Origin of the sequence: Planomonospora antibiotica, from assembly GCF_014647955.1 — a bacterium.
Taxonomy (GTDB): Bacteria; Actinomycetota; Actinomycetes; order Streptosporangiales; family Streptosporangiaceae; genus Planomonospora; species Planomonospora parontospora.
Window position 1 is genome coordinate 21,085 of record NZ_BMQE01000039.1, and the last position, 21,495, is coordinate 42,579.

Sequence of the window (21,495 nt, forward strand, 5' to 3'; positions counted from 1 at the left end):
CGCATGCCCGCGCGCCGCAGTACGCCGCCGCCGCACCCGCAGGGCCGGCCTGCCCGCCGGTCGGCTCCGGGCAGGTCCTCCCGTGCTCAGCGGCCGCGCAGCCGCAGCCCGTCCAGCAGCCAGCGGCCGGCCACCGCCCCCGCCAGCCGCGGCGGTACGGTCCCCGCCCCCAGGCCCACCTCCACCAGCAGGTCGAACACCTCCCGGCGCCGGGAGGCGACGGCGATCGCCGCGTCGATGAAACCGGGGGAGCGGGCGGCGCGGGCCAGCACGTCGGTGGTGCGCAGATGGCGCCCCAGAGCCCCGCGCAGCGCACGCCGGTAGGCGGGCAGCGGGTCGCCGGCCGCCCGCACCGCCGCCTCCCCGGCCAGACGGCCCGACAGCAGCGCGTAGTAGATGCCCTCGCCGGTCAGCGGGTTGATGAGGCTGGCGGCGTCGCCGGCGAGCATCACCCGGCCCGCACCGGGCCGCGGCCGCCCGCACGACAGCGGCAGGTGGTGGGCCCGCAGGTCCCGGGCGGGCAGGTGGGGCAGCAGCTCGGCGAGCCGGCCGTGCAGGACCCGGCGGCCGGGCAGGTCGCAGGCCCGCAACCGGGGCAGGAGCATCCCGAAGCCGACGTTGGCGCTGCCGTCGCCGACCGGGAACGACCAGGCGTAGGCCGGCCAGCCCTCCCGCTGCATGGCGATGAGCTGGACGTCGTCGCCGGCCGGCACGTCGGCGTAACCGCGCACCGCGATCGCGGTGTGCCGCTCGGGGGTGGCCGGCAGGCCGATGAGGCGCCGCACGGTCGAGTTGGCCCCGTCGGCGGCGACGACGGCGCGGGCGGCGAAGGCCCCGTCGACGACCACGTGCGAGCCGCGCTCGGCCAGCGCCCGCACCCGGTGGCGGCGCACCTCGACCCCGCGGGCCCGGGCCGCCTCCACCAGGCGGGCGTCGAAGACGCGGCGGGGCACGACGTGGTTGGGCCGGGCGACGGTCGCGTGGACGCGCTCGCCGCCCGGGGAGACCACCTCCAGGCGCCGCGTCGGCCGGTGGTCGTCGATCAGGCCGGGCAGGCCGAGCCGGACGAGCTCGTCGCGGCCGTGGGCGGCGATGCCGTCGCCGCAGGCCTTGTCGCGGGGGAAGTCCTCGCGGTCCAGCAGCAGCACCCGCGCGTCGGGGCGCAGCTGCCTGGCCCGCAATGCCGCCGCCGAGCCCGCGGGGCCCGCCCCGACGACCACCAGGTCCCATACGCCGTCCGCCGCACCTCTCACCCAGGTGGTCTGCCACGCCACGCCCCGGCGAAACCCGCCCGCGCCCGCCCGCGCCGTCCGGGGATCTTCACCGCCCGGCCGCTCCCGCTCCGCGGGACCGGCACCGGAAGGGCCCGGGACGGCCGGAGCCGTCCGGGGATCCGTCCGGGGCCGCGGCGCCGGGAGAGAGAGGTTGTCGGGGATCTGCGGCACAATACCCGCCATGACCACTGCGGAGGCGCAGCGTCCCCCCGGCACCGTGCTGGAGGCGGTGCTGGAGCGCATCACCTATGCCAACGAGGAGACCGGCTACACCATCGCCCGGGTGGCCACCGAGCGGTCGGGGTCGGAGCTGCTGACCGTGGTGGGCCCGCTGCTGGGCGCGCAGGTGGGCGAGTCCCTGCGGCTGACCGGCCGGTGGGGCTCGCACCCGCGCTACGGCCGCCAGTTCGAGGTGTGGTCCTACACCACGGTGCTGCCCGCCACCGTCCAGGGCATCCAGCGCTACCTCGGCTCCGGGCTGATCAAGGGCATCGGGCCGAAGATGGCCGAGCGGATCGTCGGCCACTTCGGCACCGCGACCCTGGACGTCATCGAGACCACCCCCGAGCGCCTGGTCGAGGTCCCCGGCCTGGGCCCCAAGCGCACCAAGATGATCGCGGCCGCCTGGGAGGAACAGAAGATCATCAAAGAGGTGATGATCTTCCTGCAGGGGGTCGGGGTGTCCACCTCCATCGCGGTGCGCATCTTCAAGCAGTACGGCGACCGCTCCATCGAGGTCGTCAGGAGCGAGCCGTACCGGCTGGCCGACGACGTGTGGGGCATCGGCTTCAAGACCGCCGACACCATCGCCCAGGCCGTCGGCATCCCCCACGACAGCCCCGAGCGGGTCAAGGCGGGCCTGCGCTACACCCTGTCGCAGGCGGCCGACGACGGCCACTGCTACCTGCCGGCGCCCAACCTGATCGGCGACGCCGTCAAGATCCTCGACGTGCCCGCCGAGCTGACCGCGCAGTGCCTGGAGGAACTGGTCGCCGAAGAAGGCGTGGTCCGCGAGGAGCTGCCCGCGGGCGACGTGACGATCCCCGCGGTCTACCTGGTGCCGTTCCACCGCGCGGAGCTGTCGCTGGCCCGCTCGCTGCGGGCGCTGCTGGGCGCAGGCCACGACCGGCTGGGCGTCTTCGCCGACGTCGACTGGCCGGTGGCCCTGCAGTGGCTGCGCGGCCGTACCGGCGCGGATCTGGCCGCCGAGCAGGAGAAGGCGGTACGGCTGGCGCTGTGCGAGAAGGTCGCGGTGCTGACCGGCGGCCCGGGCTGCGGCAAGAGCTTCACGGTGCGCTCCATCGTCACCCTGGCCCGCGCGAAGAAGGCCAAGGTGATCCTGGCCGCGCCCACCGGCCGGGCCGCCAAGCGCCTGGCGGAGCTGACCGGCCACGAGGCGACCACCGTGCACCGGCTGCTGCAGCTGCGCCCCGGCGGGGACGCCACCTTCGACCGCGACAACCCGATCGACGCCGACCTGGTCGTCGTCGACGAGGCCTCCATGCTCGACCTGCTGCTGGCCAACAAGCTGGTCAAGGCCGTCGCGCCCGGCGCGCACCTGCTGTTCGTCGGCGACGTCGACCAGCTGCCGTCGGTCGGCGCCGGGGAGGTCCTGCGCGACCTGCTGGCCGCCGAGGAGGAGATCCCGCGGGTACGGCTGACCCACATCTTCCGCCAGGCCCAGGAGTCGGGCGTGGTCACCAACGCCCACCGGGTCAACACCGGCCTGATGCCCGCACTGGAGGGCATGAAGGACTTCTTCCTGTTCCCGTGCGAGGAACCGGAGGAGATCGCGGCGCTGACCGTCGACGTGGTCGCCAACCGCATCCCGCGCAGGTTCGGCCTGAACGCCCGCCGCGACGTGCAGGTGCTGGCGCCGATGCACCGCGGCGCGGCCGGCGCCGGCAACCTCAACACCGTGCTGCAGGAGGCGCTCACCCCGGCCCGCGAGGGCATGCCCGAGCGCCGCTACGGCGGGCGGGTGTTCCGCATCGGCGACAAGGTCACCCAGCTGCGCAACAACTACGACAAGGGCGCCGCCGGGGTGTTCAACGGCACCGTCGGAGTGGTCACCGACATCCGGCCCGACGACCACAAACTGCTGGTGCGCACCGACGAGGACGAGGAGGTCGAGTACTCCTTCGACGAGCTCGACGAGCTCGCCCACGCCTACGCGGTCTCCATCCACCGCTCCCAGGGCAGCGAGTACCCCGCGGTGGTGATCCCGCTGGCCACCAGCGCGTGGATGATGCTCCAGCGCAACCTGCTCTACACCGCGATCACCCGCGCCAAGAAGCTCGTCGTCATCGTCGGCTCACGCCGGGCGCTGGGCCAGGCGGTGCGCACCCGCGGCGCCGGGCGCCGCCACACCAGCCTGACCCACCGGCTCCGCCAGGGCTGACCGGGGCCCGCCGGGCCGCCCCGGTCCCGCTGCTCCTGCCCGGAAGACGCCCCGCGGATCCCCGCGAGACGCCCCGCGGAGAAGCGGCATGGCGCAATCTGCAATACCTGTGTCGTTGACGCCGCGGCGCCCCGCTGGCCAGCATGAGGGCATGCACCGACGCGTCGTCCTCGTCGTCTTCGACGGCTTCCAGCTGCTCGACCTGGCCGGCCCGGCCGACGTGTTCGCCGTCGCGGACCTGCTGACGCGCGGGCAGGGCTACCGCGTGGAGGTGGCCGCCGCCCGCGCGGGAGCCGTACGGGCGCAGAACGGGATCGAGGTCACCGCGCAGGCGGCGCTCGCCGACGTCGAAGGGCCGATCGACACGCTGCTGGTCACCGGCGGGCTGCCGGCGTCGGAGCGGTCGCGCGACCCGGAGCTGCCCGGTCAGGTCGCGCGGCTGGCCTCCGGCGCCCGCAGGGTCGCGTCGGTCTGCACCGGGGCGTTCGTCCTGGCCGAGGCCGGGCTGCTCGGCGGCCGGCGCGCGACCACGCACTGGCTGATGGCCGGCGACCTGGCCGAGCGGTACCCGGACGTGCGGGTGGACGTCGACCCGATCTACGTCAGGGACGGCGACGTGTGGACTTCGGCCGGGGTCAGCGCGGGGGTGGACCTCGCTCTGGCCCTCGTGGCCGACGACCACGGCCACGCCCTCGCCCGCGACGTCGCGTGCGGGCTGGTGGTGTACCTGCACCGGCCCGGCGGGCAGAGCCAGTTCAGCACCCAGCTGAACGCCCTCACCCCGCGCAGCGAGCCGCTGCGGGAGGTGCAGGCGTTCATCGACGCCAACCCCGCCGGGAACCTGAGCGTGCCGGCCCTGGCGCGGCGCGCGGGGATGAGCGAGCGCCACTTCTCCCGCCTGTTCACCGAGCAGACCGGCCTGCCGCCCGGCCGCTACGTCGAGCGCAGCCGGGCCGACGCCGCCCGGCGGCTGCTGGAGGTCACCGGCCATCCGCTGGACCGGGTGGCCAGGGAGTCCGGGCTCGGTGCGCCCGAGACCCTCTACCGGGTCTTCCGCCGGCACTGGCGCGTCTCACCCGGCGACTACCGCCGCCGCTTCCACTCCGAGGAGAACCGACCGTGAACCCTTCACCGCACCCCTCCGGCCGCCCCGCAGAGCCCGCCGCGCAGCGCTCCGGCCTGCGGGTCGCCATCCCGCTCTACCCGCGCTTCACCGCCCTGGACGCCGTCGGGCCGTACACGGTGCTGGCCTTCGCGCCCGGCTGCACGGTCACCTTCGCCGCGGCCCGGCCGGGTCCCGTCGCCGACGACCGCGGCAGCCTCGCCCTGACGGCCGCGGCGTCCTACGCCGACCTGCCGGACCCGGACGTGATCATCGTGCCCGGAGGACCCGGGACCGCCGAGGCGCTGGCCGACGAGGCCCTGGTCGGCTGGATCGCCCGCGCCCACGAACGCACCCGCTGGACGGCCTCGGTGTGCAGCGGCTCGTTCCTGCTAGGCGCCGCCGGCCTGCTGAAGGGCAGGAGGGCCACCACCCACTGGGGATGGCTGGAGCACCTGGCGGGCTTCGGCGCCGAACCGGTGAGCGAGCGCGTGGTCGTGGACGGCAGGATCGTGACCGCGGCGGGCGTCTCCTCCGGCATCGACATGGCCCTGACCCTGCTGGCCCGGATGAGCGGCGAGGAGACGGCCCGCGCCGTGCAACTGGCCATCGAGTACGACCCGGCCCCGCCCTTCGACAGCGGCTCGGCCAGGACGGCCCCGGCCGGCCTGGCCGAGAAGGCCATGAGCCTGATCGGCTGAACGGCCGGGCCTCCCGGAAGGGCGGCGGGAAGGCGGGCCGCCGGTGGGCATACGGAGCCGGATTCATCTTGATGAGCCGGTGACTCCAGGTCAATGGCCGCCTGACCTTTGAATGTTACCTAAATGTGACACTTTCGGGCTGAACCCTGCGCACCCCGCACGCATCTCCTATTAGTGTTTTTAGACGCAGTTTGCTGCCGTATGGGGGATGGGGTTGTGTTGAACGTGGGATCACGACGACTCAGGACGCCGCTGGCCGGACTGGCCGCGGCGGCCACGGCCGTGCTCGTCGCCTCCTGCTCCAGCGGATCGGCCGAGACGGCGCCGGTGGCGGACCGCAAGGACGCCGGCGCCGGCAACGCGCAGGCCACCCCGGCCGCGCCGGTCATAAAGATCAGCCCCGCCGAGGGCAGCGACACCGTCCGCCCGGACAAGAAAGTGGTCGTCACCGCCGCCGGCGGGCCCCTCGAGCAGGTCACCGTGGAAAGCGGCGGCGAGCAGCTCGAAGGCGAGTTCGACGCCTCCCGCGGCAAGTGGGTCTCCACGACGCCGCTCAAGCCCGCCAGCGACTACACCGTCTCGGCGACCGCCGCGGGCGGGGTCACCGCCAGCAGCTCCTTCACCACGCTCAAGCCGAAGATCGAACTGGCCGTGGCGGACGTGACCCCCGCGGTCAAGGGGGAGAAGGTCGGCGTGGGGGCGCCGATCATCGTCAGGTTCAACCACCCCATCCCCTCCAAGGCGGGCAAGGCCAACGTCGAACGGGCCCTGCAGGTCGAGGCCGAGCACCCCGTCGAGGGCGCATGGCGGTGGATCGACGACACCACGGTGATCTACCGCACCGCCAAGTTCTGGAAGGCCCACCAGAAGGTGACCTTCACCGCCCGCCTCGAAGGAGTGCAGGGCGGCAAGGAGATGTACGGCACCAAGGACCTGACCAAGACCATCCGCATCGGCGCCGCCCAGGTCTCGACCGTCGACACCCGCAAGAAGAACATGATCGTCAGGCGGGACGGCAAGATCGTCAAGAAGATGCTGATCAGCGCCGGCATGGCCACCACCCGCGCCTACACCACCACCAGCGGCGTCCACCTGGTGATGGGCAAGTCCAACCCCGAGCGGATGATCTCCCCGGGCTTCCCCAAGGGCCACCCGGAGTACTACGACGTCATGATCAACCATGCCGTCCGGTTCTCCAACAGCGGCGAGTACGTCCACGCCAAGGACAACGTCTGGGCCCAGGGCCGGCGCAACGTCAGCCACGGCTGCATCAACGCCCGCCCCGACCAGGCCAAGTGGTTCTACGAGAACGCCCAGCGCGGGGACGTGATCACCATCAAGGGCACCGACCGCGAGGTCGAGTGGAACAACGGCTGGAGCTACTGGCAGCTGTCGTTCAAGGAGTGGAAGAAGGGCAGCGCCCTGTCCTAGCCGGCCGTGCCGCCGGCGGCGGCACGGCCGGGACGTTCCCGCCGCCGGCGCGCACGCGAGCCGTACACGGAGCCGCGCACGCGCCGCGCACGCCCGCCGGCGCGCCGGACGGTCCCGCCCGCCGCCCCGGGTCCCGGACGAGCGCTCTTCAGAGGAGCGACAGCTGCCGCGCCGCCGCCACCGCCGGCCTGCCCGCGGGCGGGCCCACGGCCAGGCCGTACCGGGCGGCCAGCGCCTCCACCTGACCGGCCACCCGCGCCGCGTAACCCGCCTCCACCTCGGCACCCCCGCCGTACAGCTCCCCGTAGCGGGCCACCAGCCCCGGATGCCGCTCGGCCAGCCACGACATGTACCACTCCCGGGCCCCCGGCGGCAGGCGCAGCACCTGCGGCTCCAGGCTCACCGCTCCCGCGGCGGCGATCCGGCGCACGGTGGCGGCCAGCTGATCGGGGGAGTCGGTCAGCAGCGGCAGGACCGGCGCCATCGCCACCCCGCACACCACCCCGTGCTCGGCCAGCGCCGCCACCAGCTCCAGGCGCTTCTGCGCGCTGGGCGCCCCCGGCTCGACCTCCCGGCGCACCTGGTCGTCGACGAACGCCACCGACACCGCCACACCCGCCCCGGCCGCCCCGGCCAGCACGGCGGCGTCGCGCAGCACCAGCGGGCTCTTCGTGCGCACCGTGAACGCCGCCCCCGCCTCGGCCAGCGCGGCCACCACCCCGGGCATCAGCCGGTAGAGCTCCTCGGCGTGCTGGTAGCAGTCACCGGTCAGGCCCACCGCGACCGGCGCCCCGTCCCACCTGCGGGCCAGGTCGGCCCGGAGCCGCCGCACGATGTCGGTGCGCACCACGATCCGCGAATCGAAGTCGGCGCCCGAGTCCAGGCCCAGGTAACGGTGCCCCCGCCGCGCCGGGCAGTAGCGGCACGCCTGCACGCACCCGCGGTACGGGTTCACCGCCCAGCCGCCGGGCACGGCCTCCAGCGCGGTGCGGGCCCGCACCTCGTAGCAGGTCAGCGTGCCATGGACCCGCCTCACCGCGGTGCGCTCGATCCGCGGCCGGGTGTCGGGCGCCTCGGCCACCAGCGCAGGGGAGTCCCATCCCATACGGCCCAGTGGAACACGCTTTCGACTCCGGCCGCAACCGGTTCACCGCGGAGCCGGCCCCGCGCGCCACCGCGCCGGCGAGGCCCGCCCCGACCCCGCCCCGGCCCGGCGTCGGCCCGGCGTCGGCCCGGCGCGAGCCGCTCGTTCCCGCGCCGCGTGTCCTAGGCTGGCGGAGTGCTGAAACCCGCCTACCCGATCCGCACCGAGCGCCTCCTGCTACGCCCCTTCACCCCCGGCGACCTGGACGCCCTGCACGCCGTCCAGTCGCTGCCCGACGTCACCCGCTACCTGTACTGGGGACCCCGCGACCGCGAGCAGGTCCGCGAGGCCCTGGAGATCAAGACCGGCCAGACCGCGCTGCTCGACGAAGGCCAGGCCCTGTCCCTGGCGGTGGAGGTCGCCGCCACCGGTGAACTGGCCGGCGACGCCCTGCTGTTCTGGCACAGCCGCGTCCACCGCTCCGGCGAGATCGGCTACGTCTTCCACCCCGACCACCACGGCCGCGGCTACGCCACCGAAGCCGCCCGCGCCCTGCTCGAACTCGCCTTCGACGGACTGGACCTGCACCGCGTCACCGCCCGCCTGGACGGCCGCAACACCGCCTCGGCCCGCCTGCTGGAACGCCTGGGCATGCGGCGCGAGGCCCACCTGGTGGAGAACGAGTGGGTCAAGGGCGAGTGGACCGACGAGCTGGTCTACGCGATCCTGCAGCGCGACTGGCGGCAGGCGACGCGATGAACGGCGCCGCGCACGACCCCGGGGGCAGCCGGGCGGCCGTCCCCGAAGTCATCCTGCACCTGGCCCTGAGCGCCGACTGGCAGGCCGCCCGCACCACGGGGGAGTACCGCGTCTCCACGCTGGGCCGGACCCTGGAGCAGGAGGGCTTCATCCACGCCTGCGCCGACCGCGCCCAGCTGGACGGCGTCGCCGACCGGTTCTACCGCACGGTCACCGAACCGCTCACCCTGCTCACCGTCGACCCCCGGGGCCTCGACGTCCGCATGGAGGCCCCCGCCGGCCCCGCTCCCGCCGCCACGGAGACCTTCCCGCACGTCTACGGGCCGATCCCCGTCTTCGCCGTGATCTCGGCCACCCCGTTCACCCTCTGCTGACACCCCAGGCCTCCGGTGAGGCCGAGCACGGAAACCAGCGGCAGGAAACCGATCCCCGTCGAACAGGAGCCGGCGGACCAGGGTCACCCGGTTGAGCGCCCGCAGGTCGAGACGCGCCGTCACGGCTGCTCTCTCCCGAGCGGGCCGGGCCGTGCACCCGCGCGGCGGATCAGCCGGCGTCGTCCCCGGCGGCGACGTCGAGGACCCAGGTGACGCCGAAACGGTCCTTGAGCATGCCGTAGAGCGGGGACCAGCCGGCCGGGCCGAGGTCTTCGACGACGGTGGCGCCGTCGGACAGGCCCTTCCAGTAGGCGGTGATCTCGTCGGCGTCCCTGCCGCGGACCGAGACGAAGAACGCCCGGTCACCGGCGTCGTAACCCTGCTCCTCGCGCACGTCGTAGGCCATGACGTGGAAGCCGTTGTCGGCCCGGACCTCGCCCCACGAGACCCGGCCGGCGTCGGCCGGGTGCCGCACGCTCCCGGCGTCGGCGTTGGTGAACGCGACGAGGCGGCCGCCGAAGACGGACTGGTAGAACTCCAGCGCCGCGCGGGCGCTGTCCTGGAAGTTCAGGTGAACGGCAGTGGTGATGCTCATGACGGCTCCGTCGAATCAGGTTTTCCGGTTGCAGGACCGAAACTCGCAGCAGCAGGTGCCAGGATGTGTCACCTACCTCGGGCAGAATCACATTCATGCCGAAAACCTCCGCCCGGCTGCTGGCCCTGCTGTCGCTGCTGCAGACCCGCCGCGACTGGCCCGGCACGTTGCTGGCCGACCGCCTCGACGTCAGCCTGCGCACCGTGCGCCGCGACGTCGACCGGCTCCGCGAGCTCGGCTACCCCATCACCGCCGCCAAAGGCCCCGACGGCGGCTACCGGCTCAGCGCCGGCACCGAACTACCGCCCCTGCTGTTCGACGACGAACAGGCCGTCGCCCTCACCGCCGCCCTGCAGATCACCGCCACCACCGAGGGCAACGGCCTCGCCGAACCCGCCGCGCGAGCCCTGAACACCCTGCGCCAGGTCATGCCCGCCCGGCTCCGCAACCGCGTCAACGCGCTGCAGGTCACCGCCGTCGAACGACCCGCCGACCGCCCGGCCGCACCCGTCGACGGCGCCGCGCTGCTCACGATCAGCGCCGCCGTCCACGCCCACGAGACCCTGCGATTCGACTACGGCACCGGGACCGCGGACGAGCCCCCACGCCACGCCGAACCGCACCACCTCATCACCTGGGACGGACGCTGGTACCTCATCGCCTGGGATCTCGACCGCCAGGACTGGCGCACCTTCCGCGCCGACCGGATCACGCCGCGCACCCCCAACGGACCCCGCTTCACCCCCAGGTCGCTGCCCGGAGGCGACGTGGCCGCCTTCGTCACCAGCCGGTTCCGAGGCTCCGCCGACGCCTCCGGCCGCTGGCCCTGCCGAGGCACCGTCATCCTCGACCTGCCCGCCGCCACCGCCGCCCTCTACACCCGCGACGGCATCATCGAGGAGATCGGCCCCGACCGCTGCAAGCTCACCCTCGGCTCCTGGTCCTGGCCCGGCCTCGCCGCCGCCATCGCCCGCTACGACGCCGACATCGAAGTCGTCGGCCCCTGCGAACTCACCCACGCCTTCACGCACCTGGCCCGCAGATTCACCGAGACCGCAGCCAGGCCCACCGCGTGACCGGGGCAGCCGACAGAGGCGGCAGCGGCCCCAGCGCCCACCCCGGTGCGCAGCCCACCGGAGGCCGGCATCGACACGCCGCCGGCCCGCCCGCCGCCGCAGCGCACCTCACCGGCGCGCACGGGCCCGATCCCCGACCGCCCGCCGGCCCGCCCGCCGCACACCGGAACCCCGCACCGGGCCGGCCTGCGCCGCCCGCCGCCTCCTGCGCCGCCCCAGCAGCCAGCCCGCACCCAGCACGGCCAGCCCCAGCGGAGTACGCGCCAGCCACCGCGTGGCCACGATCTTCACCAATCTCCTCATCACCGCCCCCTGCCCGACCCGGCCGCCCGCATGCGCGCCCACCCCGCGCGGCGGCACCCCCTCGACCGGCTACCGCCGCAGCGGCGACCGGGATTGAATAGGCCGGTGTAAGACCGATCGACACCGAGAAAGCGAGACCGCGCCCCCATGACCGACACGCTCTCCATCATCCTGCTGACCGCGCTGTTCGCAGCGCTGGTCATCGGCCTGATCCTGCTGGCCGTACGGCTGGCCCAGCGGCCCCGCAACGCCCTGCTCGGCAGCACCCTCAGCCCCGAACTGGTCGAACAGGTCCGCGAACTCAAAACCACCGGCCAGTTCGACCAGGCGGTCTTCATGGTGCGCGGCGAGACCGGCATGAGCCACCGCGCGGCCAGCCGCTTCGTCAAGAAGATCCGCTGACCGGACCCCTCGCCCGGACCCCTCGCCCGGACCCCCGCACAGCCCACCGGCACCCGGCCGCCCCCGACACCGTAGGATGAGACGGCCGACACCGCTCCACCGGGCCCGCGACACCCCGGCACCCGCCGACCCGGCCGCCCCTCCCGCCGACACCACCGCGCAGATCGCGAGGCCGCCCCGATGACAGCAGGCGCCGTAGTCCGCCAGGTCCGCGACGTGGAACCGGGCGACCACCTGTGCCTGCCCTTCTCCGAAGACGCCGAGCAGCGCGAAGTGGCCGCCGCCTTCATCACCGGCGGCCTGGCCCGCGGCGAGCGCGTCCTGTACTTCACCGACCGGCGAGACCCCGAGACCGTGCACTCCTGGCTGCCCGCCGCCGACCTCACCGCCGCCCTGCGCAGCGGCCGGCTGAGCGTGCGCACCGCCGAGGACAGCTACCTCGCCGGCGGCCGCTTCGACCCCGACGCCATGGTCGCAGCCCTCAAAGAGGAGACCGAACGCAGCCTGCGCGACGGCCACGCCGGCCTGCGCGTGAGCGGCGAGATGAGCTGGGCCCTGCGCGACGTGCCCGGAGCCGAAGGACTCGAAGACTACGAACGCAAGGTCGCCGCCGTCTTCGCCACCGGCCTGTCCAGCGCCGTCTGCCAGTACGACACCCGCCGGTTCGGCCCCGCCCGCACCCGCGTCTTCACCCGCTGCCACCCCGGAGTCGTGGGGATGAACGCCCTCCACCACGACGGCCTCGTCCGCATCGTCCCCGCCTACCAGGCAGGCCACCGCACCATCCGCGTGACCGGCACCATCGACCAGGGCAACGCCCACGGGCTCGCCGCCGCCCTGCAGACCGCCACCGGCTGGGACGGAGACATCCACGTGGACCTGAGCGAACTGGAGTTCATCGACGTCGCCGGCCTGCGCACCCTGACCCTCGCCGCCGGCCACCTCGACCCCGCCCGGCGGCTCCGGCTCCTGCACCTGGCCCCCATGCTCCACGACATCATGCACCTGGTCGGCTGGGACCGCGAACCACAACTGGTCCTGACCACGGAAGCGGACCGCCCATGACCACCGACCGGCTCACCGGGCTCATCCACCACGCACTCATCTACGACTCCGACCAGGCCTTCCTGGACACCACCACCGGATTCTGCCTCGACGGCCTGGAGAACGACGACGCCGTCCTGGCCGTCACCACCCCGGCCAACATCGCACTGCTGCGCGACAGCCTCGGCACCGCCGCACGCCACGTCGAATTCACCGATGCCGCCGCCTGGTACGCCACCCCCGGCCGCACCCTGGCCGCCTACCACCGCTACGTCGACCGCCACTCCGCCTCCCACCGGCGGACCCGCATCATCGGCGAACCCGTCTGGCACGGCCGCGACCCCGCGCAGACCCTCGAATGGACCCGCTACGAGTCGGTCATCAACCGCGCCTTCGCCGACTCACCGGCCTGGATCATCTGCCCCTACGACACCAGGACCCTCCCCGCCGCGATCGTCGAGGACGCCCGGCGCACCCACCCCCACCTGGCGACCGGCCCCCGCACCCACCCCAGCGCCCTCTACACCGACCCCGAGCTCTTCGAAGACACCCGCAACCACCGGCTCACCGACCACGGACACGGCGCCAGCATGCACTTCGACAGCGACCTCAGCAAGGTCCGCACCTTCGTCACCACCCAGGCGGCGACCCTCGGCATATCGGACGACGACACCGAACTCCTCGTCTTCGCCGTGAACGAGGTCGCCACCAACGCCGTCCAGCACGGCGGCGGAACAGGCGAGATACGGCTCCACCGCCACGAGGGCAAAATCATCTGCGACATCGGCGACCCCGGCCACCTGACCGGCGGCTTCGCCGGCTACCTGCCCCCCACCGGCCCCCACCACGGCCAAGGCCTGTGGGTCGTACGCCAGCTGTGCGACCTCGTCGAGATCCACACCCGCCGCCCCGGCACCGTGGTCCGCCTCCACCTCACCCTCACCTCAGCCGCCCAGGACTGAAGCCCCGCCCCCACCGCCCCCACCGGCCGCGGCCGGACCGGCCAGCAACCGGTCCAGCACGCCGTACGCCGGATTGCCCTGCGCGGCCCGCCGCACCTCACGAGCCGACGACGCCACATAGGCCTGCCCCGTCACGATGGACGAGTGCCCCAGCAACTCCATCAGCTCATGCGCCGACGCCCCCCGCTCCGCCAACCGCGTCGCGAACTCATGCCGCAGCGCGTGCACCAGCGTGCCCCGCTGCACCCGATCATGAACACCCGCGTACCGGTAGCACTGCCGCACGAGATACTGCAGCCCGCCCCGCCGCAACGGCTCACCCGCCGTGTCCACCAGCAGCGCCGCCGACCGCGGCAGCGAAGCGAGCCCGAACCGCTCCAACCGGCTGCGCAGGTAACGCTCGACCAGCTGCTCCACCGGAGGCTCGATCGGCAGCGACCGCGTCCGGCCCCCCTTGCCCAGCACCTGAACCCGCCGATCACCGGGAGAACCCCCGATCGACCCCAGCGTCAACCCCAGCAGCTCCGCCGACCGCATCCCCGTCACCAGCGCCAGCCCCAGCACCACCAGATCCCGCTCCACCCACGGATCACGCGCCTTGCGAGCCCCCGCCGCGATCCGCTCCAGCAGCGTCGCCGACGCCGTACCGTCCCCCAGGAACGGCTTCGGCGCCTTGGCCGGCTGCCTCGGCCTCGGGACCGCCGCCATCGGATTGCCCTCCAGCAGCCCCTCCGCCACGCAGAAGGTCAGAAACTGGTTCCACGCACTCCACGCCCGGTTGACACTGGCCGCCGACCGAGGCTGCGAGAACTCCGCGAACGCCCCCCGCACCAACCGCCCCGCCAGCGCCCTGACCTCCAGCTCCGCCACCGGCACGCCCGCCAGCCCCGCCGCGATCTCCGCCACCAGCCGCAGATCCCGCTCATAACCCGCCACCGTGTTCACCGACAGCTTCTTCGCCCGCAGCGAGGACAAGAACTCCGCCACAGCCTCCGGCACCCGCAGGAGCACCAGCGGATCACCACCCACCACAGCCTCCATCCGCCACGACGGCCTCCCACCACGCTGCGCAGAATTATGCACCGGCCGGCCTGCTGACCGGCCCCCTCCCACGCCGCCGACCGGCGCGCCGGCACCTCCGGCCCACCGGCCCCGCAACCCTGCCCGCAGACGGCATACCGGAACGCGAGCAGGGAAGGCTCCCCCTGACCGACCCAGACCGCACCCGGCCCGCCACCGCGCAGGCCGCCGAAGACCCACCGACCACCCATGCCCCGACCACGCCCCGCCCACCGGCCCCGAGCCGCCCGGCGCGACCCACCGGCCTCCCGGAAGTAAGTAAGGAAGACGGCCATGCCGGACACCGACCGGGAGAAAGCACTGGTGGAACTGCTCGACAGCACCACCGACTCGGTACGGGCCGCCGACGAACTCGAACCCGCCGCCCGGGCCACGCTCGAGGCCGTCTGCAAACTGACCGGCTGGCCCCTGGGCCACCTGTGCGTCCCCGCCGGATCCGGAGACGAGTTCGTCTCCTCCGGCATCTGGGTCGGCGCCACCGAGGAGTTCGCCGGCCTGCGCGAGGTCACCGCCCGCACCGCCTTCACCAGCGGCGCCGGCATCGTCGGCAGAGTCGCCGCCACCGGCGAACCCGTCTGGTCGCACGACGTCGACCGCGACCCCAACTTCGTACGGACCCACCAGGGAGCCGACCTCGGAGTGGGAGCCGCGTTCGCCTTCCCCGTCGTGGCCGCCGACGGCGTCGCGGCCGTACTCGAGTTCTTCTCCACCCGCACCGTCCCCCCCGACGCGCCACTGATGCGGGTCATGGCCAACCTCGGGCACCAACTCGGCCGCATCGTCGACCGGCGGCGAGCCCGCGAAGCACTCGAGGCCAGCCGGGCCCGCACCGAGCAGATGATCGAAACCTCGGTCGAGGCGTTCATCGCCATGGACTCCGCCGGCCGCATCATCGGCTGGAACACCGCCGCCGAACACATGTTCGGCATACCGTGCGGTGAAGCCCTCGGCCGCATACTCGCCGACACGATCATCCCGCCCCGCTACCGCGCCGCCCACCGCGACGGCCTCGCCCGCTTCCTCACCACCGGACGTCCAAAAGTCCTCAACCGGCGCTTCGAGATCACCGCCCAGCGGCCCGACGGCACCGAATTCCCCATCGAACTCGCCATCTGGCCCATCCGCGACCGAGACCAGTGGCTCTTCAACGCCTTCCTGCACGACATCACCGACCGCCGCCGCGCCGAAGAGGCCCTGCGCGCCGCCTACGAACAGGAGCAGGCCACCGTCACCCGGCTCAAGGAACTCGACCAGGCCAAGAACGACTTCATCGCCACCGTCTCCCACGAACTGCGCACCCCGCTGACCGCCATCAGCGGCTACCTCGAAATGCTCCTGGAAGGAGACGCCGGACCGGTGCCCCCCTCCCAGCAGCGCATGCTCAACGCGATGGCCGGCGGCGCCGCCCGCCTGCACCACCTGGTCGAAGAACTCCTCACCGCCAACACCATCGACACCGGCAAACTCCTCATCACCCCCGAACCGGTGCACGTCCGCGCCGTCATCGACCGAGCCCTGCAGTCCACCGCGGAACTCGCCCAACGCCACGGCCACACCGTCGACGTCCACCTCGACGACGACGTCGGGCACGTCCACGCCGACTGCACCCACCTGGCCGACGCACTCCGCGCCCTGCTGTCCAACGCGATCAAATCATCGCCCCCCGGCGCGACCGTCACCGTCCACGCCTCCACCGCCGGCGGCACCACGTCCATCTCCGTCACCGACACCGGCGTCGGCATCCCCGCCGAAGAACTGCCCCTGGTCTTCGACCGCTTCTACCGCACCCGCCTGGCCACCGAACAGGCCGTCCAGGGCATCGGCCTGGGCCTGACCATCGCCCGGTCCATCGCCGAAGCGCACAGCGGGACCATCACCGCCACCAGCACCCTCGGCGAGGGCTCCACCTTCACCCTCACGCTGCCCACCCTGCCCGCAGGCCTCCGGGCCTGACGCCGTAGACACCCGGCCGGGTCTGTCCCAGTGAACGGTGTGACCCGATACCTGGACGCGGCCGCGATCGGCCCGTCGCAGCTATGAGCTGAGAGGCGTGGCGCGGGTTCTGTAGTGCAGGTGGACGACTGCGTTGTCGAAGGTCCTGGCATCGGCCAGGGTGAGGTCGGTGCGGCCTGCGCCGAACAGGGGGCGTCCGGCGCCCAGGGCGGTGGGGTGGATGAACAGGCGGTATTCGTCGACCAGGCCGAGGTCCATGAGTTCGTGGGCGATCTGGCTGCCGCCGAAGAGGACCAGGCCCTTGCCGGGCTGTTGCTTGAGGCGGGTGACTTCGGCGGCGAGGTCACCGTTGATGACGGTGGTGTTCCATCGAGCGTGCTGAAGGGTCTCGGAGAAGACGATCTTAGGGGTGTCGCGCCAGATCGGGGCGTAGGCACGCTCGTAGTCGGTGGACGAGTCCTGCCGGTCGGCGGTGGGCCAGTAGCCGGCCATCATCTCGTAGACCTTGCGGCCGAACAGGAAGGTGTCGAACCGGGACGCCAGATCGACGAAGTAGCCGAGTACTTCCGGTTCCACGACAGGCCAGTCGAACTCGCCGTGCGGGCCCTCGGTGTAGCCGTCGAGGGACATCTGCATCCAAACGGTCAGGTTGCGCATGCTCGGTCGCTCCTTCAGATGTAGAACCGCTGCAGGACGGGGGCCAGCGCGGCGGGCGAGACGTCGTGGTCCTGACCGTCCAGGGTCGCGCGAGAGGCGCCGGGCAGCACCGCGGCCAGGGCGTTCGCTGCGCCGCTCATCCAGGGCCCGCTGGCTCCGCCGTCGATGACCAGCACCGGGGCGGTGACGTCGGCCCACCGGCCGCCGGGCAGAGGCCGACCGGACATCGTGTCGCCCATGACCTCACCGTCGTAGGCCAGGGTGTGGGCGACGGCCTCCATGTCGGCCCAGAACGGCGCGGATCGCATGCCCTCGACGAACTCGGCCGGCACGCCGGCGGCGGTGGTGAGGAAGAGGGCGGCGGCGTCGCCGGTCCTGCCGTCGGCCAGCAGCGACTTCAGCTCGGCCAGGTAGCCGGCGGGCACCGGAGGGCGGCTGTCGTCCACGACGAAGGGAGCCTCGTAGACGGCGACCTTCGTGACCGCCGTCTCGGCGGCGGCTGCGTCCAGGGCCAGGGCCGCACCGGAGGACATGCCGAACAGGTGTGCCCGGCCGCCGGCCTCCTTGATCAGCGCGACGATGTCCTCGACCTCCCGCGCCGGGGCGTAGGGGCCGGTGTCGCCGCTGTCACCACGGCCGCGGCGGTCGTAGGTGAGGACGGTGAAATGTGCGGCCAGGGCCGCGGCCAGGTCGGCGAACCTGGGGTCGCGGCGGACCTGGAAGGCGCCGCCGACCAGGATCAGGGACGGCCCCGAGCCGATCGTGTCGTAGGCGATCGTGGTGCCGTCCTGTGAGGTGACGGTGTTCATGGGTGTTCCCTCCGGCTCTTCTCTGGAACTGGACGGTACAGTACTGATAACAGTACTGAGCTGTCCAGTACCGTGATGGAGGAAAGGAGACGTGATGGACGGGGAGAGCAGATCCGCGCGCAAGCGACGGGAGATCATGGAGGCCGCGACCCAGGTGTTCCTCACCAAGGGCTACCTGGGCACGAGCATGGACGAGGTGGCCGCGCTGGCAAAGGTCTCCAAGCAGACCGTCTACAAACATTTCGCCGACAAGGAGAACCTGTACACCCAGATCGTTCTGGCCACGACCGACAAGGTCGAGGCCCTGTTCACCGTGGTGACCAAGAGCCTCGCCGACTCCGACGACCTGGAAGGCGATCTGCGCGCGATGGCGCGCCAGTTCATCGCCTTTCTCGTGCAGCCGGACAGGTTGCGGCTGCGCCGGCTGGTCATCGCCGAGGCCGACCGCTTCCCCGAACTGAGCCGCACCTACTTCGAGCGCGGCCCCGACCGCGTCCATGGGCTCCTCGCCGACAGCCTGACCACCCTGCACGAACGCGGCAGGCTGAGAGCAGCCGACCCGCGCCTTGCCGCCGAACAGCTCACCTGGTTGATCATCTCGATCCCGCTGAACAAGGTCATGCTGTGCGGCTCGCAGGAGACCTTCACCGAAGACCAACTCCACCACTACGCCGACGAGGGCGTCCGGGTGTTCCTCGCCGCCTACGGCACCTGACCGCCCGCCGTGCCGACTGCCGGCGGCCTGGCCGCCGCCAAAGGACCGATCCTCCCGGCCACCGCCGGCGCCCGCCGAAGAAGCGACCTCCCGCAGGCCCGGAGCACAACAACCGGGGGAGTGGCGACCCAGCCGGCAACGAAGCGCACCGGCCCCGGACCGTGCTCTTCACCGACCGGAACCACCCACTCGCCGCCGACGGCACGCACAGGCGGGGGAGAGGCGCACAACACGGATCGCCGACACGAAGAGAACGACGGCGAAGAGGGGCAATAGGCCCGCGCGAGGGTTCGGTTCCGGCGGACGACGGAGAGACGGCGAGCCGACGACGCTCCGGCGGACCGAGGGGAGGGGATCAGAAATGCAGCATAAGTGCGATTATGCATCAAACCCGCTCTGACCGATGGGGCGACCGGGGCACATCTTCGGGATACCGTCGTACTCTCAGGAGAAATAGACGGCGCCGACGGAGCGACGGATTCACGCACCGCCGCCGACCGCCACCCCGGCGCAAAGGCGTTCCACGAAGGAGAGCGGATGACAGAGGCGCGCGTGCTGGTGATCGGCCTCGATCCCGCCAAGATCCAAGGCTGGGATCCGGAGCCGATCCAGGCGGCGATGGCACGCGGCCAGGCCCGCTTCGACGAGCACGACCTCGAAGCCGACTGGTGCCTGGTGGCGCTCGACGATGACCCCGAAAGAACGATCACGCAGGCGTTGGCCCGCGCAGACTATGGCTGCGTGGTGATCGGGGGTGGTATTCGCAAGCACGAACCGTTGCTCGACCTGTTCGAGAAGGTCATCAACCTGGTGCACCGCCATGCGCCTGATGCGGCCATCGCCTTCAACAACAGCCCCGAGGACTGCGCCGAGGCAGCACTGCGGTGGCTGCGCTGACCTGGCGGGACCGATTGAAGGCATTGGGCCGCCCTCGATGCGGACCTTTGCCACACGACTCCCTATACCAGACAGAAGCTGAATTCTGTTCGGTATAGGGAGTCGTGTGGTGTCTGGAGATACTTCGTCCACTCATGCCCGGCGGTGCTGGATTTCTGGTCGGCGGGGCGGACGGCGTGCTCCAGCCGACCGGCCGCGTACCTGCCGATTCCGCCATGAGCGGTTCGGAGTCACCGCCGGCCCGGGATCGCGTACGAGGCCTCCCGGGCCGGGGCCTCCTCTCCCCCGCCGCCGGGCGCCTGTCAGCTGTCGGGGCTGTGGTAGCCGGTCTGCGTGTTCGGTGACATGTCCTGCTGCTTGCCGCGGTGGGGTGAGGAGGTGCGTTCCTCGTGGTGGTGCGGTTCGCTCTTGGGACGGGAGTGGCGCTGCTTGGAGCCTCCCGTGGTGGCGTTCTCCTGGCTGGCGTTCTTGCCCGACTCGCGTGCCTTGCGGGCGGCGGCCCGGCGCTGCTGTTCGTTTCCTTCCATCTTCTTGCGGACCATGGTCTTGTCCCCCTGTTCTGGTGGGTGTTGCGGTTTCCGGGAGGTTCACTCCTGCGTCCACCAGCGCATCGCGTCGGCCGCGGTGGGCGCGGGTATCTCGTGGCCGCCGGTGAACTCCTCGTAGGTGACGGGGTATTCGCTCTTGCGCAGCCGGGGGACGAGACGGCGGCTGCAGCGTTCGATCGGCAGGACGCGGTCATCGGTGCCGTGGGAGATGTAGAAGCGGGGGCGGCCGTGGCGGACGAGGGGGGCCATGAATCCCGGGGAGAAGGCGAGGACGGCGGTGAAGAGGTCTCCGTTGGTCACGCCGAGGGAGATCGCGTAGGAGGCGCCATCGGAGAAGCCGGCGACGGCGACCCGACCGGGTTCGACAGTGGTGCGGGTGAAGGTCTCGTGCAGGGCGGCGTTGAGGCGGGTCACGTCGGGGCCGTATCCGCTGGCGATCATGTCCCAGGTGGATGAGATGGACTGGGGTGCCAGGAGCAGGGCGGCGGCGGTGTCCGCGTAGGGGGAAAGCCAGTTCAGGGCTTGTCCGGCGGTGCCTCCGGCTCCATGGAGGACGACGGCCAGGCGGGTGGGTGGGCGGGTGGTCCGGGGGACGTGCAGCAGGGCCTGTCCGGTCAGGCGTCGGGTACCGGGTTCGGCGGTGGCGGTGGTGAGGGCGGGGCGGGCGGTCAGGCGGCCGTGCCGGGCTCCTTCGGCCGGGTGGGTGTGGGCGGGGGCCGCTTCCGGTGTCGGCACTGCGATCACCTTTCACCGTGGGTGCTCTTCGGGCGCATCCTCCCCGTGCCCGGTGCCATCTGGATGAAAGGGCCTATAGCGTCATATTTCGGTAATCACGGTGGTGTGCATTCTCCGCTCCGGCCGCCTCCGTACGGCGAGGCGGAGGCGGCCGGGCCTGCTCGGCGGGCGGCGAGGAGGTGGGCGTCCAGTTCCGCGCCTCGGTCGTCAGCGCCTGCCGCGCCGGCGGGTCAGCAGGCGGGTGACGGCGCGGATGGTCAGCAGCAGCACCACGCCGACGATCTGGCCGCCCAGGACGATGCGGTTGACGTCGAGGGCGGGTTGCCAGCGGACCTCGCCGTCTTTGATGACGAAGACTCCTGCGGGTGCGGCGCGGAGTCCGAATCCGCCTCCCGCGCCTTCGCCGGTGTCGGGGTGCGCACCGTCCTGCCGCCTGCCGCTGCCGCTGCCTCCTCCCCCGCCGCCGGCGATCTTGGTGACGGGGATGACGGTGACGCCGTCGCGGGTGACGGGTTCGCCGAACACGCGGTTGACGGCGGTGGCGTCGCGGGCCTGCTCGGCCAGTTTCATGATGTCCATCGTGGTCGTCCTCC

Annotated in this window: 23 protein-coding genes; 13 read left to right on the top strand and 10 right to left on the bottom strand. The window is 72.4% G+C overall.

The features are described 5' to 3' along the window. Window positions 1–86: 86 nt before the first annotated feature. Window positions 87–1,274, bottom strand: a complete 1,188-nt coding sequence (locus IEZ06_RS27175) for an NAD(P)/FAD-dependent oxidoreductase (RefSeq protein WP_203872264.1) — start codon at window positions 1,272–1,274, stop codon at window positions 87–89. 181 nt (window positions 1,275–1,455) lie between these two features. Here IEZ06_RS27175 and recD2 point away from each other — a divergent pair, with 181 nt between their 5' ends. The 4 genes from recD2 (at window position 1,456) to IEZ06_RS27195 (ending at window position 6,909) form a co-directional block, all read left to right on the top strand. Next, window positions 1,456–3,675, top strand: coding sequence for an SF1B family DNA helicase RecD2 (gene recD2 / locus IEZ06_RS27180; protein ID WP_189239522.1), 2,220 nt, complete (start codon window positions 1,456–1,458; stop codon window positions 3,673–3,675). 151 nt (window positions 3,676–3,826) lie between these two features. Continuing rightward, entirely contained in the window at window positions 3,827–4,798 is a 972-nt protein-coding gene (locus IEZ06_RS27185) for a GlxA family transcriptional regulator (protein WP_189239523.1), read from the top strand. Beyond that, the gene (locus IEZ06_RS27190; RefSeq protein WP_229798755.1) at window positions 4,795–5,478 is read left to right on the top strand and encodes a DJ-1/PfpI family protein; all 684 of its coding nucleotides are present in this window, start codon (window positions 4,795–4,797) and stop codon (window positions 5,476–5,478) included. Before IEZ06_RS27185 ends, IEZ06_RS27190 begins: the two co-directional genes overlap by 4 nt. 225 nt (window positions 5,479–5,703) lie before the next feature. Further along, complete coding sequence (locus tag IEZ06_RS27195; RefSeq protein WP_229798757.1) at window positions 5,704–6,909, top strand: L,D-transpeptidase; 1,206 nt, start codon at window positions 5,704–5,706, stop codon at window positions 6,907–6,909. 148 nt (window positions 6,910–7,057) lie between these two features. On the opposite strand, the gene IEZ06_RS27200 is transcribed toward IEZ06_RS27195, so the two are convergent. Next, window positions 7,058–8,014, bottom strand: a complete 957-nt coding sequence (locus tag IEZ06_RS27200) for a radical SAM protein (RefSeq protein WP_189239525.1) — start codon at window positions 8,012–8,014, stop codon at window positions 7,058–7,060. A 174-nt stretch (window positions 8,015–8,188) separates the two neighbouring features. Between IEZ06_RS27200 and IEZ06_RS27205 the strand changes: the two genes are divergently transcribed. Continuing rightward, window positions 8,189–8,752, top strand: coding sequence for a GNAT family N-acetyltransferase (locus tag IEZ06_RS27205; RefSeq protein ID WP_189239526.1), 564 nt, complete (start codon window positions 8,189–8,191; stop codon window positions 8,750–8,752). Further along, complete coding sequence (locus tag IEZ06_RS27210; RefSeq protein ID WP_189239527.1) at window positions 8,749–9,126, top strand: DUF952 domain-containing protein; 378 nt, start codon at window positions 8,749–8,751, stop codon at window positions 9,124–9,126. The genes IEZ06_RS27205 and IEZ06_RS27210 overlap by 4 nt, the downstream gene beginning before the upstream one ends. 169 nt (window positions 9,127–9,295) lie before the next feature. Here the strand turns inward: IEZ06_RS27210 and IEZ06_RS27215 are convergent, their stop codons facing one another. Further along, the gene (locus tag IEZ06_RS27215; protein WP_189239528.1) at window positions 9,296–9,721 is read right to left on the bottom strand and encodes a VOC family protein; all 426 of its coding nucleotides are present in this window, start codon (window positions 9,719–9,721) and stop codon (window positions 9,296–9,298) included. A 95-nt stretch (window positions 9,722–9,816) separates the two neighbouring features. Between IEZ06_RS27215 and IEZ06_RS27220 the strand changes: the two genes are divergently transcribed. Continuing rightward, entirely contained in the window at window positions 9,817–10,797 is a 981-nt protein-coding gene (locus tag IEZ06_RS27220; RefSeq protein ID WP_189239529.1) for a helix-turn-helix transcriptional regulator, read from the top strand. Between the two features lie 108 nt (window positions 10,798–10,905). Here the strand turns inward: IEZ06_RS27220 and IEZ06_RS27225 are convergent, their stop codons facing one another. Further along, window positions 10,906–11,100 carry a DUF6203 family protein gene (locus IEZ06_RS27225; RefSeq protein ID WP_189239530.1) on the bottom strand — a complete coding sequence of 65 codons (195 nt, stop codon included), beginning with the start codon at window positions 11,098–11,100 and terminating at the stop codon, window positions 10,906–10,908. Between the two features lie 147 nt (window positions 11,101–11,247). Between IEZ06_RS27225 and IEZ06_RS27230 the strand changes: the two genes are divergently transcribed. The 3 genes from IEZ06_RS27230 (at window position 11,248) to IEZ06_RS27240 (ending at window position 13,508) form a co-directional block, all read left to right on the top strand. Beyond that, complete coding sequence (locus IEZ06_RS27230) at window positions 11,248–11,502, top strand: hypothetical protein (RefSeq protein WP_189239531.1); 255 nt, start codon at window positions 11,248–11,250, stop codon at window positions 11,500–11,502. Between the two features lie 180 nt (window positions 11,503–11,682). Further along, complete coding sequence (locus IEZ06_RS27235; protein WP_189239532.1) at window positions 11,683–12,567, top strand: MEDS domain-containing protein; 885 nt, start codon at window positions 11,683–11,685, stop codon at window positions 12,565–12,567. Further along, entirely contained in the window at window positions 12,564–13,508 is a 945-nt protein-coding gene (locus IEZ06_RS27240; protein ID WP_189239533.1) for an anti-sigma factor RsbA family regulatory protein, read from the top strand. Before IEZ06_RS27235 ends, IEZ06_RS27240 begins: the two co-directional genes overlap by 4 nt. Here the strand turns inward: IEZ06_RS27240 and IEZ06_RS27245 are convergent. Further along, on the bottom strand, window positions 13,491–14,540 hold the full coding sequence (locus IEZ06_RS27245; protein WP_373293952.1) for a tyrosine-type recombinase/integrase: 1,050 nt from the start codon (window positions 14,538–14,540) through the stop codon (window positions 13,491–13,493). The two genes, IEZ06_RS27240 and IEZ06_RS27245, sit on opposite strands and share 18 nt — an antisense overlap. A 321-nt stretch (window positions 14,541–14,861) precedes the next feature. Between IEZ06_RS27245 and IEZ06_RS27250 the strand changes: the two genes are divergently transcribed. After that, window positions 14,862–16,541 carry an ATP-binding protein gene (locus IEZ06_RS27250; RefSeq protein ID WP_189239535.1) on the top strand — a complete coding sequence of 560 codons (1,680 nt, stop codon included), beginning with the start codon at window positions 14,862–14,864 and terminating at the stop codon, window positions 16,539–16,541. An 81-nt stretch (window positions 16,542–16,622) separates the two neighbouring features. On the opposite strand, the gene IEZ06_RS27255 is transcribed toward IEZ06_RS27250, so the two are convergent. Further along, complete coding sequence (locus IEZ06_RS27255; RefSeq protein ID WP_189239536.1) at window positions 16,623–17,198, bottom strand: dihydrofolate reductase family protein; 576 nt, start codon at window positions 17,196–17,198, stop codon at window positions 16,623–16,625. 14 nt (window positions 17,199–17,212) lie between these two features. Next, on the bottom strand, window positions 17,213–18,007 hold the full coding sequence (locus IEZ06_RS27260; protein WP_189239537.1) for an alpha/beta fold hydrolase: 795 nt from the start codon (window positions 18,005–18,007) through the stop codon (window positions 17,213–17,215). A gap of 94 nt (window positions 18,008–18,101) precedes the next feature. Here IEZ06_RS27260 and IEZ06_RS27265 point away from each other — a divergent pair, with 94 nt between their 5' ends. Then, the gene (locus IEZ06_RS27265; RefSeq protein ID WP_229798759.1) at window positions 18,102–18,722 is read left to right on the top strand and encodes a TetR/AcrR family transcriptional regulator; all 621 of its coding nucleotides are present in this window, start codon (window positions 18,102–18,104) and stop codon (window positions 18,720–18,722) included. Window positions 18,723–19,259: 537 nt separating this feature from the next. Further along, window positions 19,260–19,619 carry a hypothetical protein gene (locus IEZ06_RS27270; RefSeq protein ID WP_189239539.1) on the top strand — a complete coding sequence of 120 codons (360 nt, stop codon included), beginning with the start codon at window positions 19,260–19,262 and terminating at the stop codon, window positions 19,617–19,619. Between the two features lie 302 nt (window positions 19,620–19,921). On the opposite strand, the gene IEZ06_RS27275 is transcribed toward IEZ06_RS27270, so the two are convergent. The 3 genes from IEZ06_RS27275 to IEZ06_RS27285 form a co-directional block, all read right to left on the bottom strand. After that, window positions 19,922–20,161 carry a hypothetical protein gene (locus IEZ06_RS27275; RefSeq protein ID WP_189239540.1) on the bottom strand — a complete coding sequence of 80 codons (240 nt, stop codon included), beginning with the start codon at window positions 20,159–20,161 and terminating at the stop codon, window positions 19,922–19,924. 45 nt (window positions 20,162–20,206) lie between these two features. Beyond that, complete coding sequence (locus tag IEZ06_RS27280) at window positions 20,207–20,902, bottom strand: alpha/beta hydrolase (RefSeq protein ID WP_189239541.1); 696 nt, start codon at window positions 20,900–20,902, stop codon at window positions 20,207–20,209. A 207-nt stretch (window positions 20,903–21,109) separates the two neighbouring features. Further along, on the bottom strand, window positions 21,110–21,481 hold the full coding sequence (locus tag IEZ06_RS27285) for a spore germination protein GerW family protein (RefSeq protein WP_189239542.1): 372 nt from the start codon (window positions 21,479–21,481) through the stop codon (window positions 21,110–21,112). Between the last annotated feature and the right edge of the window lie 14 nt (window positions 21,482–21,495).